At 39.5% G+C, this 15,626-nt stretch carries 9 protein-coding genes; 5 read left to right on the top strand and 4 right to left on the bottom strand.

Annotation, left to right across the window (positions count from 1 at the left end; translation table 11 throughout):
- Window positions 1-161 precede the first annotated feature (161 nt).
- On the top strand, window positions 162-7,337 hold the full coding sequence (locus NE363_RS14870) for a calcium-binding protein (RefSeq protein ID WP_445535352.1): 7,176 nt from the start codon (window positions 162-164) through the stop codon (window positions 7,335-7,337).
- 81 nt (window positions 7,338-7,418) lie between these two features.
- Here the strand turns inward: NE363_RS14870 and NE363_RS14865 are convergent, their stop codons facing one another.
- Window positions 7,419-7,748 carry a darcynin family protein gene (locus NE363_RS14865; RefSeq protein WP_445535351.1) on the bottom strand — a complete coding sequence of 110 codons (330 nt, stop codon included), beginning with the start codon at window positions 7,746-7,748 and terminating at the stop codon, window positions 7,419-7,421.
- 121 nt (window positions 7,749-7,869) lie between these two features.
- On the opposite strand from NE363_RS14865, the gene NE363_RS14860 reads away from it, so the two are divergent.
- Entirely contained in the window at window positions 7,870-8,469 is a 600-nt protein-coding gene (locus NE363_RS14860) for a TetR/AcrR family transcriptional regulator (protein ID WP_445535350.1), read from the top strand.
- A gap of 502 nt (window positions 8,470-8,971) precedes the next feature.
- On the opposite strand, the gene NE363_RS14855 is transcribed toward NE363_RS14860, so the two are convergent.
- Together NE363_RS14855 and NE363_RS14850 are read right to left on the bottom strand one after the other, a co-directional pair.
- The gene (locus tag NE363_RS14855) at window positions 8,972-9,670 is read right to left on the bottom strand and encodes a hypothetical protein (protein ID WP_445535349.1); all 699 of its coding nucleotides are present in this window, start codon (window positions 9,668-9,670) and stop codon (window positions 8,972-8,974) included.
- A gap of 287 nt (window positions 9,671-9,957) precedes the next feature.
- The gene (locus NE363_RS14850; protein WP_445535348.1) at window positions 9,958-10,821 is read right to left on the bottom strand and encodes a LysR family transcriptional regulator; all 864 of its coding nucleotides are present in this window, start codon (window positions 10,819-10,821) and stop codon (window positions 9,958-9,960) included.
- A gap of 224 nt (window positions 10,822-11,045) precedes the next feature.
- On the opposite strand from NE363_RS14850, the gene NE363_RS14845 reads away from it, so the two are divergent.
- Window positions 11,046-11,939 (top strand): PhzF family isomerase, encoded by an 894-nt coding sequence (locus NE363_RS14845; protein ID WP_346791243.1) that lies wholly within the window; start codon window positions 11,046-11,048, stop codon window positions 11,937-11,939.
- Between the two features lie 195 nt (window positions 11,940-12,134).
- Here NE363_RS14845 and dddY read toward each other — a convergent pair whose 3' ends face one another.
- Window positions 12,135-13,343: a dimethylsulfonioproprionate lyase DddY gene (gene dddY, locus NE363_RS14840; RefSeq protein ID WP_288420826.1), complete on the bottom strand. Its 1,209-nt coding sequence runs from the start codon at window positions 13,341-13,343 to the stop codon at window positions 12,135-12,137.
- A 428-nt stretch (window positions 13,344-13,771) separates the two neighbouring features.
- On the opposite strand from dddY, the gene NE363_RS14835 reads away from it, so the two are divergent.
- Both NE363_RS14835 and acuI read left to right on the top strand, forming a co-directional pair.
- Entirely contained in the window at window positions 13,772-14,416 is a 645-nt protein-coding gene (locus tag NE363_RS14835) for a TetR/AcrR family transcriptional regulator (protein ID WP_346791241.1), read from the top strand.
- Between the two features lie 81 nt (window positions 14,417-14,497).
- Window positions 14,498-15,475 carry an acrylyl-CoA reductase (NADPH) gene (gene acuI / locus NE363_RS14830; RefSeq protein ID WP_240062262.1) on the top strand — a complete coding sequence of 326 codons (978 nt, stop codon included), beginning with the start codon at window positions 14,498-14,500 and terminating at the stop codon, window positions 15,473-15,475.
- Window positions 15,476-15,626: the final 151 nt, after the last annotated feature.

The raw sequence follows: 15,626 nt of genomic DNA, 5'->3' as shown, positions 1-15,626 counted from the left end.
GTTTCATTTTCATAATTATTTAATAGAATTTTTTGATCAAACTGGTTTTGCTTTCCTATAATTTTTAGCTTGATAAAAGACATATTTATAATATATTAACTCAGCAAAAAAATTGCTTAGAAAAAATAATTTTATTTTAAATTTATATTAAAGGGGTTTTCATGACAACATCAGATAAAATTTTAGATGGATATGACAAGGTCAGTACAGCTAATGATCTAATTGATAAGGCAAAAACTTTAAATGATTTCAAAAACGATTTAGATAAGGGGCCGCCACAAACACCTGAAGATGCTGGAAATACTATAGGTTTATTGCTTCCTTTAATTCCTGGTTTGGGAGGCCTTGATGGAGATGTTGCTCAAAAATGGGGAGAAAATGCTGCTAGAAATATTGATCCAAGAAATAGAGTAGATAGAGCAGTTGAACAGGCGTTATCTGGTGGTGAGGGAAAATATCATTATGTTGATCCATTAATACTAGATCTGAATGGAAATGGAATTGAAACAAATGGATTAGAAGGAGGGGTGAAATTTGAATTAAATACATCTGGCCTTCAAGTTAAAACAGGATGGGTATCTTCTAACGATGGATTATTAGTCTGGGATAGAAATAATGATGGGCATATTAATGATGCTTCAGAATTATTTGGCAATCATGTTTTAATGAATGATGGTTCGATTAGCCAGAATGGTTTTGCTGCACTCAGTGATTTAGATACTAATAAAGATAATATTGTTAGTAGTGATGATGAGGCTTTTAAAAACCTAAGAGTATGGAGAGACCTTAATCAGGATGGAATTAGCCAAGAAAATGAGCTGTTTACACTAAATGATTTAGATATTAAATCACTTAACTTAAATTATTCAGATGTTAATACGAACCTTGCAAATGGAAATATTATTTCTCAAACAGGAACTTATGAAAAAAATGATGGTTCTTCTCACGTCATGGGAGACGTGAATTTTGCAATTGATATCACTCAAACCAATAGAGAAGATACTAATCTAAAAGATTTAAACCTTGCTGATCTTATTCTTTTTGGTAGAGGCAGAGTTTCAGATTTACAAATGGCTGCTAAAGGATCAGTGGAACTCAGAAATATAATAGAAGATTATAAGAAATTAACAAGTATTGCTGATAGAGAGGCTATGCTTGATAAATTAATAATACAGTGGGCAAAAACAGATCCTTATTATTCAGAAGATATAAATTTAGTAGGTAGATGGATATTATCAGCAAACGAAGGTGTTGCAATAAGACGTCCAAGTGGTAGTGGGACTGAGGTTAGGGAAGTAGATTTAGCTACCTTTAATGATTTACCACTAAATATACAACACAAGTTTGAACTAATTAAACCTTATATAGCTGCACTCAACTCTTTGACTGGTAAAAATATAACTAGCTTATATTTTAATGGAAAAGATTACTCTGGTGTCAGTGCTGAGAGTGTTATTGATAAAATGGCCGATGCCTTTACTATTTTAAAAGGTTTAGTTTTTAAAGAATTATATTCACAAACTATATTTTTAGAGCAATTTGGTGATGATATCTATGGTTCTATGACAGAACCCTCAAAAGTTTTTCTAGATATCCCTAAAATTTTTTCTAAATTAGATAATTTATCTACTATTAATGAAGGTGAAGCATTTAAAAATCTTTTCTTATTATTAAATCATCTTAAAGAGTATGGATCAAAAATTCAAATTATAAACCTTGATTATTTAGAAACTTTATTCAATCACTATGTGATTGATTTTGGAACTATTAAAGTTGATGCATGGTTCGATGAGTTAAGCCAATATGGGTATGCTAATTCGAAGGCATACGTTGGTACTGATACTAATGATGTAATAGAGAATACAGATAAAAATAGTGATGGTTATCTATACGGTAATGAGGGAGATGATCAGCTTTATGGCAACATAAATAACGATACACTTGTAGGGGGCTTGGGGAACGACACGTTATATGGGCGTGGAGGGAACGATACGCTTGAAGGCGGAGAGGGCGACGACAAACTGTATGGTGAAGAAGGAGCCGATATTCTCAAGGGTGGTCTGGGTAACGATACCTTAGATGGCGGTAATGGAAATGACATTCTTGAGGGCGGTGCTGGTAACGATACTCTGAGTGGCGGTGCTGGTGATGACATCCTTGAGGGTGGAGCCGGTAATGACCAGCTGAATGGTGGTTCGGGTAACAACATCTATCTGTTTGGCCGAGGTGACGGACAGGACACGGTCAGTTCAAGTTATGACAATAATGTCAGCAAGCTTAATATTCTGAAGTTAAAAGAAGGTATTACCGCTTCGGATCTGATAATCAAACAGGTGGGGAGTGGTCTTGAAATTAGCATTTCAGGGAGCACGGATAAAATCACATTCCAAGATGTGCTGTTTCATGATTCCTTAGATAATCAGTATAGCTCATTACAGCGTATAGAGTTTGCTGATGGCACCAGTCTGAAAGTTGCCGATATTTTACAGCAGCTCTATCAGGGAACGGATGGAGCAGACTGGTTGGCTGGAACGACAGAAGCGGATCAGTTATTTGGAGGCTTGGGGAACGACACGTTATATGGGCGTGGAGGGAACGATACGCTTGAAGGCGGAGAGGGCGACGACAAACTGTATGGTGAAGAAGGAGCCGATATTCTCAAGGGTGGTCTGGGTAACGATACCTTAGATGGCGGTAATGGAAATGACATTCTTGAGGGCGGTGCTGGTAACGATACTCTGAGTGGCGGTGCTGGTGATGACATCCTTGAGGGTGGAGCCGGTAATGACCAGCTGAATGGTGGTTCGGGTAACAACATCTATCTGTTTGGCCGAGGTGACGGACAGGACACGGTCAGTTCAAGTTATGACAATAATGTCAGCAAGCTTAATATTCTGAAGTTAAAAGAAGGTATTACCGCTTCGGATCTGATAATCAAACAGGTGGGGAGTGGTCTTGAAATTAGCATTTCAGGGAGCACGGATAAAATCACATTCCAAGATGTGCTGTTTCATGATTCCTTAGATAATCAGTATAGCTCATTACAGCGTATAGAGTTTGCTGATGGCACCAGTCTGAAAGTTGCCGATATTTTACAGCAGCTCTATCAGGGAACGGATGGAGCAGACTGGTTGGCTGGAACGACAGAAGCGGATCAGTTATTTGGAGGCTTGGGGAACGACACGTTATATGGGCGTGGAGGGAACGATACGCTTGAAGGCGGAGAGGGCGACGACAAACTGTATGGTGAAGAAGGAGCCGATATTCTCAAGGGTGGTCTGGGTAACGATACCTTAGATGGCGGTAATGGAAATGACATTCTTGAGGGCGGTGCTGGTAACGATACTCTGAGTGGCGGTGCTGGTGATGACATCCTTGAGGGTGGAGCCGGTAATGACCAGCTGAATGGTGGTTCGGGTAACAACATCTATCTGTTTGGCCGAGGTGACGGACAGGACACGGTCAGTTCAAGTTATGACAATAATGTCAGCAAGCTTAATATTCTGAAGTTAAAAGAAGGTATTACCGCTTCGGACCTGATAATCAAACAGGTGGGGAGTGGTCTTGAAATTAGCATTTCAGGGAGCACGGATAAAATCACATTCCAAGATGTGCTGTTTCATGATTCCTTAGATAATCAGTATAGCTCATTACAGCGTATAGAGTTTGCTGATGGCACCAGTCTGAAAGTTGCCGATATTTTACAGCAGCTCTATCAGGGAACGGATGGAGCAGACTGGTTGGCTGGAACGACAGAAGCGGATCAGTTATTTGGAGGCTTGGGGAACGACACGTTATATGGGCGTGGAGGGAACGATACGCTTGAAGGCGGAGAGGGCGACGACAAACTGTATGGTGAAGAAGGAGCCGATATTCTCAAGGGTGGTCTGGGTAACGATACCTTAGATGGCGGTAATGGAAATGACATTCTTGAGGGTGGTGCTGGTAACGATACTCTGAGTGGCGGTGCTGGTGATGACATCCTTGAGGGTGGAGCCGGTAATGACCAGCTGAATGGTGGTTCGGGTAACAACATCTATCTGTTTGGCCGAGGTGACGGACAGGACACGGTCAGTTCAAGTTATGACAATAATGTCAGCAAGCTTAATATTCTGAAGTTAAAAGAAGGTATTACCGCTTCGGATCTGATAATCAAACAGGTGGGGAGTGGTCTTGAAATTAGCATTTCAGGGAGCACGGATAAAATCACATTCCAAGATGTGCTGTTTCATGATTCCTTAGATAATCAGTATAGCTCATTACAGCGAATCGAGTTTGCAGATGGTACGAGCATGAAGGTTGCCGATATCATTCCTAATTTATATCAGGGAACGGATGGAGCAGACTGGTTGGCTGGGACTGCAAATGCGGATCAGTTATTTGGAGGCTTGGGGAACGACACGTTATATGGGCGTGGAGGGAACGATACGCTTGAAGGCGGAGAGGGCGACGACAAACTGTATGGTGAAGAAGGAGCCGATATTCTCAAGGGTGGTCTGGGTAACGATACCTTAGATGGCGGTAATGGAAATGACATTCTTGAGGGTGGTGCTGGTAACGATACTCTGAGTGGCGGTGCTGGTGATGACATCCTTGAGGGTGGAGCCGGTAATGACCAGCTGAATGGTGGTTCGGGTAACAACATCTATCTGTTTGGCCGAGGTGACGGACAGGACACGGTCAGTTCAAGTTATGACAATAATGTCAGCAAGCTTAATATTCTGAAGTTAAAAGAAGGTATTACCGCTTCGGACCTGATAATCAAACAGGTGGGGAGTGGTCTTGAAATTAGCATTTCAGGGAGCACGGATAAAATCACATTCCAAGATGTGCTGTTTCATGATTCCTTAGATAATCAGTATAGCTCATTACAGCGTATAGAGTTTGCTGATGGCACCAGTCTGAAAGTTGCCGATATTTTACAGCAGCTCTATCAGGGAACGGATGGAGCAGACTGGTTGGCTGGAACGACAGAAGCGGATCAGTTATTTGGAGGCTTGGGGAACGACACGTTATATGGGCGTGGAGGGAACGATACGCTTGAAGGCGGAGAGGGCGACGACAAACTGTATGGTGAAGAAGGAGCCGATATTCTCAAGGGTGGTCTGGGTAACGATACCTTAGATGGCGGTAATGGAAATGACATTCTTGAGGGCGGTGCTGGTAACGATACTCTGAGTGGCGGTGCTGGTGATGACATCCTTGAGGGTGGAGCCGGTAATGACCAGCTGAATGGTGGTTCGGGTAACAACATCTATCTGTTTGGCCGAGGTGACGGACAGGACACGGTCAGTTCAAGTTATGACAATAATGTCAGCAAGCTTAATATCCTGAAGTTAAAAGAAGGTATTACCGCTTCGGATCTGATAATCAAACAGGTGGGGAGTGGTCTTGAAATTAGCATTTCAGGGAGCACGGATAAAATCACATTCCAAGATGTGCTGTTTCATGATTCCTTAGATAATCAGTATAGCTCATTACAGCGTATAGAGTTTGCTGATGGCACCAGTCTGAAAGTTGCCGATATTTTACAGCAGCTCTATCAGGGAACGGATGGAGCAGACTGGTTGGCTGGAACGACAGAAGCGGATCAGTTATTTGGAGGCTTGGGGAACGACACGTTATATGGGCGTGGAGGGAACGATACGCTTGAAGGCGGAGAGGGCGACGACAAACTGTATGGTGAAGAAGGAGCCGATATTCTCAAGGGTGGTCTGGGTAACGATACCTTAGATGGCGGTAATGGAAATGACATTCTTGAGGGCGGTGCTGGTAACGATACTCTGAGTGGCGGTGCTGGTGATGACATCCTTGAGGGTGGAGCCGGTAATGACCAGCTGAATGGTGGTTCGGGTAACAACATCTATCTGTTTGGCCGAGGTGACGGACAGGACACGGTCAGTTCAAGTTATGACAATAATGTCAGCAAGCTTAATATTCTGAAGTTAAAAGAAGGTATTACCGCTTCGGACCTGATAATCAAACAGGTGGGGAGTGGTCTTGAAATTAGCATTTCAGGGAGCACGGATAAAATCACATTCCAAGATGTGCTGTTTCATGATTCCTTAGATAATCAGTATAGCTCATTACAGCGTATAGAGTTTGCTGATGGCACCAGTCTGAAAGTTGCCGATATTTTACAGCAGCTCTATCAGGGAACGGATGGAGCAGACTGGTTGGCTGGAACGACAGAAGCGGATCAGTTATTTGGAGGCTTGGGGAACGACACGTTATATGGGCGTGGAGGGAACGATACGCTTGAAGGCGGAGAGGGCGACGACAAACTGTATGGTGAAGAAGGAGCCGATATTCTCAAGGGTGGTCTGGGTAACGATACCTTAGATGGCGGTAATGGAAATGACATTCTTGAGGGTGGTGCTGGTAACGATACTCTGAGTGGCGGTGCTGGTGATGACATCCTTGAGGGTGGAGCCGGTAATGACCAGCTGAATGGTGGTTCGGGTAACAACATCTATCTGTTTGGCCGAGGTGACGGACAGGACACGGTCAGTTCAAGTTATGACAATAATGTCAGCAAGCTTAATATTCTGAAGTTAAAAGAAGGTATTACCGCTTCGGACCTGATAATCAAACAGGTGGGAAGTGGTCTTGAAATTAGCATTTCAGGGAGCACGGATAAAATCACATTCCAAGATGTGCTGTTTCATGATTCCTTAGACAATCAGTATAGCTCATTACAGCGTATAGAGTTTGCTGATGGCACCAGTCTGAAAGTTGCCGATATTTTACAGCAGCTCTATCAGGGAACGGATGGAGCAGACTGGTTGGCTGGAACGACAGAAGCGGATCAGTTATTTGGAGGCTTGGGGAACGACACGTTATATGGGCGTGGAGGGAACGATACGCTTGAAGGCGGAGAGGGCGACGACAAACTGTATGGTGAAGAAGGAGCCGATATTCTCAAGGGTGGTCTGGGTAACGATACCTTAGATGGCGGTAATGGAAATGACATTCTTGAGGGCGGTGCTGGTAACGATACTCTGAGTGGCGGTGCTGGTGCTGATACTGCAATTTTCAAAATTTTAGAAGGTTTTGGAAATGATGCTACAGGTGGTAATGGCATTGATACATGGTCAGACTTTAATATTTCCCAAGGAGATAAAATCAATATTTCTGATTTAATTATGGGTCAAGCTAGTAAAGAAAATCTCAATCAGTTTGTATCATTTGAAAAAAGCGGTTCAACAGTTACGCTAAGTTTTGATAGAGATGGAAATGATGTAAATTATTCACCTACCAAGCTATTAATTTTAAATAATCAAACAAATGTGGCTAGTTTGGATGATTTAATTAAAGCTGATGTATTTATAATTTAGTTTCATCACTGATACTTTAATTTAAATTTTAAAGACTGAATAAAAAACCGCTATTAGATAGCGGTTTTTTATCTGCACCTTTTATAAAGAACTTTCATACTCCACATACCCATCTTCAATTGCAGGAATAATCTCTACAAACTCAAAGTAGGGCACTGTACAAAACTCAGAGTTTCGTATCGCATCAATCACAAAATAATAATCTTGCAAAGATGTCGTTTCAAATACAGCAATATCACTGGCTTTAGTACTAAACGCTTCAACGTCATACCAGCGAACTTTTACAGTAGAGTACTTTTCAAAAATCGGTTCAAGCTTTTGTGTACTAAACTCAGCCCGCTTTTCACGTGGTAAAGCCAACCAAGCAGGCAAAGCTCTTAAATGAATAAAAAAAGTATAGGTTCTAGACATAACCACTCCATCACTGGGCTTAGTTGTAGCTCAACTGAAAAGACAGCATTTGCTTGTCATATCAACATGACTCAGTCAGTATATGAGTGATTACTCATATTATATACTCGCATTTCGGCCCATGTTAGAAACCCTCCCAGACCCACGCAAACGCCCGCGTCAAGCACGCTCAGTGGCTACATTTGAAGTTATTTTAGAGGCGGCTGCTCGCATTCTGGAGTCTTTAGGCTTTGCTGGATTTAACACAAATGCTGTGGCTGAACGTGCTGGCGTAAGCATTGGTAGCCTATATCAATACTTTCCATCTAAAGATGCTTTAATCGTCGAGTTAATTCGACGTGAGCGAGCTAAGCTTTCAAATCGTATTGTTGAAGCCATACAGCAAAATGATGCCGCAGACTTAAAAGAAAAATTAAAACTCATCATAGACGCTGCTGTGCAACATCAATTTAGCCGTCCTCAGTTAGCACGAACACTAGAATTTGCTTCTGAACTCATTGGAAAAGACTTGGAAGAAAGTGAACTTCAACACGAGCTTGAAACCATAATTTCTGATCTGTTTATACGCTCTGGCATTTCACATGCGCAGACAGCGGCACAAGATGTGATTGCTTTAAGTAAAGGAATGATTAACGCGGCAGGTATAGCAGGGGAAAGTGATTTAAATCATTTACAGCAGCGAGTTGAAAAGGCTGTATTGGGTTATTTGGATTTGAGCTAGCGGACATAAGCTAATGTTATAGCGGCACAACCTATGTCATTATAAAGAAAGAGCATATAGATTTGATAAATTCTTTGGAAGATGCTTTTAGATACTCGACTTACTTAAGTGTATATATGTATGCAGGATAGGGTAGTGAGTCATTGTAAGAAAGATTTAGATTAGAGTGGATATTTATCTGCTTTAGAATTAATAGAGATTACATGAAATTGTAGAGAGTTGATCAATAAGTAATCCTGAAAGGTGACAAAACATTAAAAAAGCCCAAGTACTATGAGTCGGGCTTTTTAAAAAAATAAGACTATGATTTATATTAGATAAAAAATTACATTTCGCATAAGCTGTATTATATTAATTTTAGATTTTCTTCTTAATTCGAAAGAAAAGTTAACCCCTTTTATTTTTTAACACGTATAGTTTTATTTGTATTTTAAAAATATAGATTATCGTTTCAATCGTACGGGTAGTTTAATTTGCTTAAATTACTCTGTGTAAATTTTATTTACATATACAATGCTCCTTGAACTAGATGCTCTTCCTTTAAATCATCTGTACATGATGTCAATTTATTTGATTCAATCATGTATTTCTTTAAAAACTCAATTTGCTGAGTATCGAGTAAATACTTACAAATATAGCTATCATAAGAATACGAAAGCCAATCATTGACAAATATTAAATAATAATTTCCCTGATCAATATTGAATAACAATTCAGTATGCTGATACTGATCTTCCACTATGAACAAACAAAAATTATCCCACTTCAAGAATTCAGTTCGATAAGGATGGCATTCAAAATATTTAGAAATTTTTTGCCCCTGTATGACTTGAATTTTTGGTAAATACTCAAGCACTCTTCTGATTGAAATTATAGTTGCACTAAAACTTCGTTCTGCCCCAAAACTATGACTCTCGTTAATCCACTCACCTTGAGATAATTCAGCCTCAACAACATAAGATTTTAAAACTTCAGTTGGTCGATCATATAAAGTATTCAGTTCTGAATGTGGAGGGAGCCAAAGCAAATAATATCGCCCATTTTTAGTATGTTGAGCTTCAGAGTCTTGTAAAGAAATTTGGTACCTTTCACCAACTCTAGGCAAAAGCTCATCTAACTTTATGATGGACTCCCAACTTAAATCCCAGTTTGTTTGAGACCAATTGGCAGAAGCAAGTAGTTCAATTTTATTTCTATTCATTTTGACGATTTATCAGCAATTGCTTATCCCAGAATTAACTTTAACTCAAATCTTTTACAAACCGCTAGCTAGCCAACAAAGGTCCTGTGGCATTAAGGATAAACTGACGAAAACATGTTATATCAATCATCTTATCCAAATAAATATTATTTAACATAATGGGCGTTATCTAAATAATATTTAAAAAGCTTTTTAAAATCACTCTGTATAACTTGAGTGAGGCATAACTCGGTTTAACTTAAAATTTCTTTTTTAAATTCAAAATTAGAATAAAAGCTAATTTTTTATCACAACAGATATTCTTGTAGCTCTTTTTCAATTGTTTCGCTAATCAACGTTGAATAGTCACTATCCTTAGTATCTAAATGACGCATTAACCACACATCTTGTTTTAAAGTTTGCTCAGGTAGTATGGGTACTAAACCAAAAGCCTTTGCAACAAAACAAGGCAGGGCTGTAATTCCTTGTCCTTCAATGACTGCTCGTAGTTGCGAGTGCATGTTATCAAAAGATAAAGCAGGAGCTGCATCTTGGGTGAGTTCACGTATCCATTGTGCTAAGAACGTATATTGAAGGCTTCGGTCCCAACCAATTATACAATGATTCATTAAATCATCAGCCGTTTCAGCATGCTCTGTGAAACTAGCAAGATAATCTTTATTACAATAAAGTCCATATTCTAGTTGGCCAAGGCGTCGAATAATGTAACGCCCGCTTTCTGGACGAACAAGTCGAAGAATAATGTCAGCTTCCCGTCTGGAAAAATCAACAGGAACGACACTCGTTGAGATTTCTAATTGTAAATCTGGATGCTTCAGTTGCAACGCTGTTAGCTTTGACTGAAGCAACTGTTGCCCGATTAACTCAGGTAAAGCAATACGGAATAATGATTGTTGCCCTTGATCGTTGTAACGTTCCATCGCTATTAAATGCTCTTCTGCTTTTTCAGCCAAAGCAAAAAAATGTTTTCCAACGTGGGTGAGTGTATAGCCATCACTGTCTCGAGAAAAAAGAACCGCATTGAGACTTTTCTCGAGTTCAACGGCTCTGCGATGTACGGTAGAAATACTAATACCAAGCAATTTTGCACTGCGGCTCAACCCGCCAGTTCGCCCAATAGCTAACAAAATTTTAGTATCGTCCCAGTTCATACCTTTCCATATTTAGAAAATGCGTTTGCAATAAAAACTATAGTATCCCCGCTGTCTAGATTTATACAATTCAAATAACTACTACAAAGAATCAAAACTCATTATATAAGGCGACCATAAACCTTTTCGAACTACGACATGTGGCACAGCAATTAAATAAGATTTTCTGGTTATGGCGGGAGCTATTTCTGAGATCACAATATTAACAACAGAGGAGTTCTGCCATGACGACCATTTATGTAGTTGATGCATTTACCATCCAACCAAATACAGGAAATCGAGCAGGGGTTGTTCTAGATGCTGACCATCTTACAACGCAAGAAATGCAAGATATTGCTGCATTTGCAGGATATTCAGAAACTGCCTTTGTTCTGTCACCTAAAGATCAAAGTCATGATATACACGTTCGATATTTTACCCCTACAAATGAAGTCCCGATTTGTGGACATGCGACGATCGCTACTCATTTTTTACGTGCAACTACAGGCCACCAATCAGACTATCCATTAATTGCAAAAACAGGGGCGGGTCATTTACCCGTTTCAATATTTGGAAGCCCAGAAGCATTATTGGTGAAAATGACTCAAGGTCGCGTAGAGTTTTTACCACCTTTTAATGCGAGTCAACGGAGTGATCTTGCAAGCGCACTGGGTGTGAGCGAGAGTGATTTTGCCGACTTGCCAATACAAGTTGTCACGACGGGGCATTCCAAGGTGATGGTACCCATGCTGAGCAGAAGCACGCTTGATGGATTAATTCCGAATAATGAAAAATTGAAAGCCATGAGTTCTGAAATAGGCTGCAATGGTTTTTTCCCATTTGTCTTGGAAGGTAGTAAGCAAGAACCTATTACCTATGGTCGAATGTTCGCGCCTGCAATCGGTATTAATGAAGATCCTGTAACGGGTAATGCAAATGGTCCAGCGGGAGCGTACCTTGTTCATCACGATTTAATCGAATGTGACCAGAAAGTAAGTTATTGGGGGTATCAAGGTGTAGCCATACAAAGACCGGGGCGAGTTTTAGTAACAGTTGAGAAAACAGATTCAATATTACACGTTAGCATTGCAGGCCAAGCGGTTTTAGTTGGCTCAGTTTTGTACTCGGGAAAAGATTGATTCTGTTAAATAAATGATAAAACCTTGCAGTAACACGATAGCTGTCTTTTTTGTTGTGAATGGCACAACAGGTGCTATTTTATTTTCAGACTTACTGCAAGCTCATTTGTTAAGCTTGCAGTAAGTTTATCTTATAAATATTTCTGCAAAAAGCCAGCTTCAACTACTCATTCTGCTAAGAGTGTGACGAGGTTCTTAGGGTTTCCAGTCGTGTAAGTCACAGACTACCTTTTCTTCAGGTTTCATTTTCTTTATATCTTTTGGATCACCAGATAGAGGGTGGCATAACCGAGTGGATTGCTCATTATCTTGTCCAGTTGTACGAGCCCAAACTGTAACTAAACCAGAGTTTTGAATCGTCTGATTACAACCTTCAAGTGCATGGAATGCATGAATTGAATTACGTTCAAAGTAGGTGAGCCACTTCTGCTCTGGATCTTGATTGGAAAACCACTTTTTCCATTTACCTTTTGACCCATCGATCTGAACGTTCCAGCCTTTTTCACTGCGTTTTTGTTTGAATTGGTCGCTGTCCCAGTGCATCACCATAAACTTATTTTGATCAATACACTGAGGCTTGGTCAGCGTCATATAAATCTCTTGAGGGTGGTGATAATGGTAGGGGTAGGATGTATTGAATAGTTGAACTGTCATACCTATTTCTGCACCTACTTTTTCACCATTAATTTCCTTAATCCGCAAGTTACCCCATGGACCCATGACTTCTGCATAAAGATAACCGCCACGGAAACGGTCGCTTCCTGCATTTGAGTTTTCTGCGTATAGCGGGATCCAACCTACGGAAGACCAAAGCGTTGGTAGTCCTTTGATACTGACATCCTTCGTCCAGTGCGACTTAGTGTCGGTACGTGAAGTAATTGCTAAGAAATTTTCATTCAACTCTAAGCCTGCTGTACCAATTGCGCCCCCCATTTTTTTGTAGTAATCAGTCAGTAATGGGCGGTTAATCCATTTTGAGGTTGCTGACAAATTTTGTACTTGTAGACTAGGGGTGTAGAGTGTGAAATCTTTATAATTCTTTTGTGGGTCGAAACATGCCTTTGCTTTGTCTGGCTCGGCTAATATAGCTCTAAGGTGTTTCGCAACCAGTTCAACATCACGGTATTTCATAATACAACGTGTTTGCGCTTTTCCTGTTTCGGAAGAATAAGTTTGGGTCGTTGCTTGCGCTGAGTCTTTGCATTGACCAGTAGGCGTCTCAAGTGCCTTGAGGTATTGGTCTAAATAGACTAGGGACTCGGCCCAGAACTGGTCAACAAGCTTCTGTTCATCGGCAGTCAAGTGTGCAGGTTTTACATCGTCTTGGCATTTGAACTCAGCCGCTTGTGCTTGAAAGCATGCAAGCGTAGTTCCAATAACTACCCCTAAAATTCGTTTATTCATGATTCTATCTCTGTTGTTATCGCTAAGTGGAAGAGCTTGATATTTCTACTTAAAGTCTCTAATTTTTTGCACTTTAAAATGATGTAACTAATAAAAAAGCTGACTAAGTCCTTACAGTCGTAACTAACTTTATAGAGTTAGAAAATACTTAAAAATTATCCTAAATATTGAAGTTAAAAATGAAAATCTAAACTTCTAGTAAAGAGCACAAAGCTTAAGTTTAAAATGATTTTCACATTTTATCTTTTTGATTTAAAACAACTAATTAATTTTAAATAAGTCTACATTATACTTTTTTTAAAAAGTTGAAGATCATAAAGTATCTAAAAATTTCGAAAGTCATTGTCAGAAAAAATTATATAAGTTGTTGAAATCAATTTTAATCTAACAAGATTGCTATTTCTAGATGGATGGTCTATTTTATAAATATGAATTATTCGAATTTACCCAAAAGACCACGTGGTCGGCCCACTAAACATGGCATCAACTATGCAGATACGAAAGACGTATTAATACGTCGTGGTATTGAATTGCTTACAGAACGTGGAATGAATGCCATGAGCTTAGATGATCTCATGAAGCCTATTCAAATCCCTAAAGGCTCGTTCTATCATTATTTTGAAAACAAAGAGGCATTTATTTTAGAAGTCCTAGATGCTTATGAAACTTATTTTGTAAAACGATTAAATAAGTTTTTAAGTCAACCAGATCTTACACCTCAAGAAAAACTACAAAACTTTGTAAAAGACGCTGGAGAAAAACTACAGAAATATGATTTTAAGCGAGGTTGTATTCTGGGGAACTTAGGGCAAGAGGTTTCTTATTTAGCCCCTGAAATTATTGCTCGAATAGAAAGTATTTTTCAGGTCTGGCAGAAAATGATTTCTGATTGCTTACGTGAATTTTATTCTCAATACAGCTTAGTAGATTGTAATGAAATGGCTTACCAATTTTGGATTGGGTGGGAAGGCGCAGTTCTTAGAGCGCGTTTAATCAAATCTACGAGTCCTTTAGAAGCATTCTTTCGCTTGTTTACATTAGGGGTAGAACAGCTCAATAGCATAAAAAGTTAATTAAAAAATAAATGCAGATTTCTGCATTTATTTTTTAATTAATTCTAGACAGTTAGTCTAATTAAATAGAGAGGAAGTTCTATGTATAAAGGTATCGTAATCACTAAAGATGATGCTGGTTATCTGGCAAAGGTTGCTGAGATTAGTCCAAAGCCTTTACAAGAAGGAGAGGTTACAGTTCAGGTAAAATATTCAACATTAAATTATAAAGATGCTTTAGCCATTACTGGGCGCTCTCCCGTAGTGCGTAGTTTTCCATTAACACCAGGTATAGATTTTTCAGGTGTTGTAATTGAATCAAAACATCCAGTATGGAAACAAGGCGATGAGGTTTTATTAAATGGCTGGGGTGTTGGTGAAAAATATTCTGGCGGATTGGCTGAGCAAGTGACTATTTCAGGTGATTGGCTCATACAGAAACCTTCTGCTTTTTCTTTTAAAGATGCGATGATTATTGGTACAGCAGGTTATACCGCTATGCTGTGTGTCATGGCTTTGCAAAAGCATGGCATTAAACCAAGTGATGGAAAAATTTTAGTAACAGGTGCAAATGGTGGAGTGGGTAGTATTGCCATTATTATTTTGAGTCACCTTGGCTATGAGATTACAGCATCAACTGGTAGACCCCAAGAATCAGAATATTTAATGAGTTTAGGGGCTAGCGAAATTATTGATCGCGCTGAATTATCTTCACAAGGAAAGCCGCTAAATAAGGAAATTTGGGCAGGTGTGATTGATACTGTGGGTAGTCATACTTTAGCCAATGCATGTGCTAGTACAAAATATCGTGGTGCGGTGGCTGCTTGTGGTCTGGCGGGTGGAATGGATTTCCCTGCAACAGTTGCTCCATTTATCCTGAGAGGAATTACGTTGTATGGAATTGATAGTGTTATGGCACCAATCGAGCTAAGAAAAGAAGCTTGGGAGCGTTTAGCTACAGAATTAGATAAAACGAAATTGGAAGCAGTAACGACTGAGATTCAGTTAAGTGATGCCTTAAATTTTTCAAATGAAATTTTAGATGGAAAAATAAGAGGTAGAGTTGTTGTAAAGCTCTAAGCCTTCAAAAAAGGTTTAATGACTCTTTGTGTACCTTGGGGTGAAATGATTTTAGTTTATAAAAAAAGCCATCTACTGAGATGGCTTTTTTTTAGAATAATTTCAATTGTCGTTTTTCTTTGATAATACTTAAACTTACCAGCTTAATGCA

This window comes from Acinetobacter sp. G18, assembly GCF_052660225.1.
This window is presented reverse-complemented; position numbering and strand designations above follow the sequence as displayed.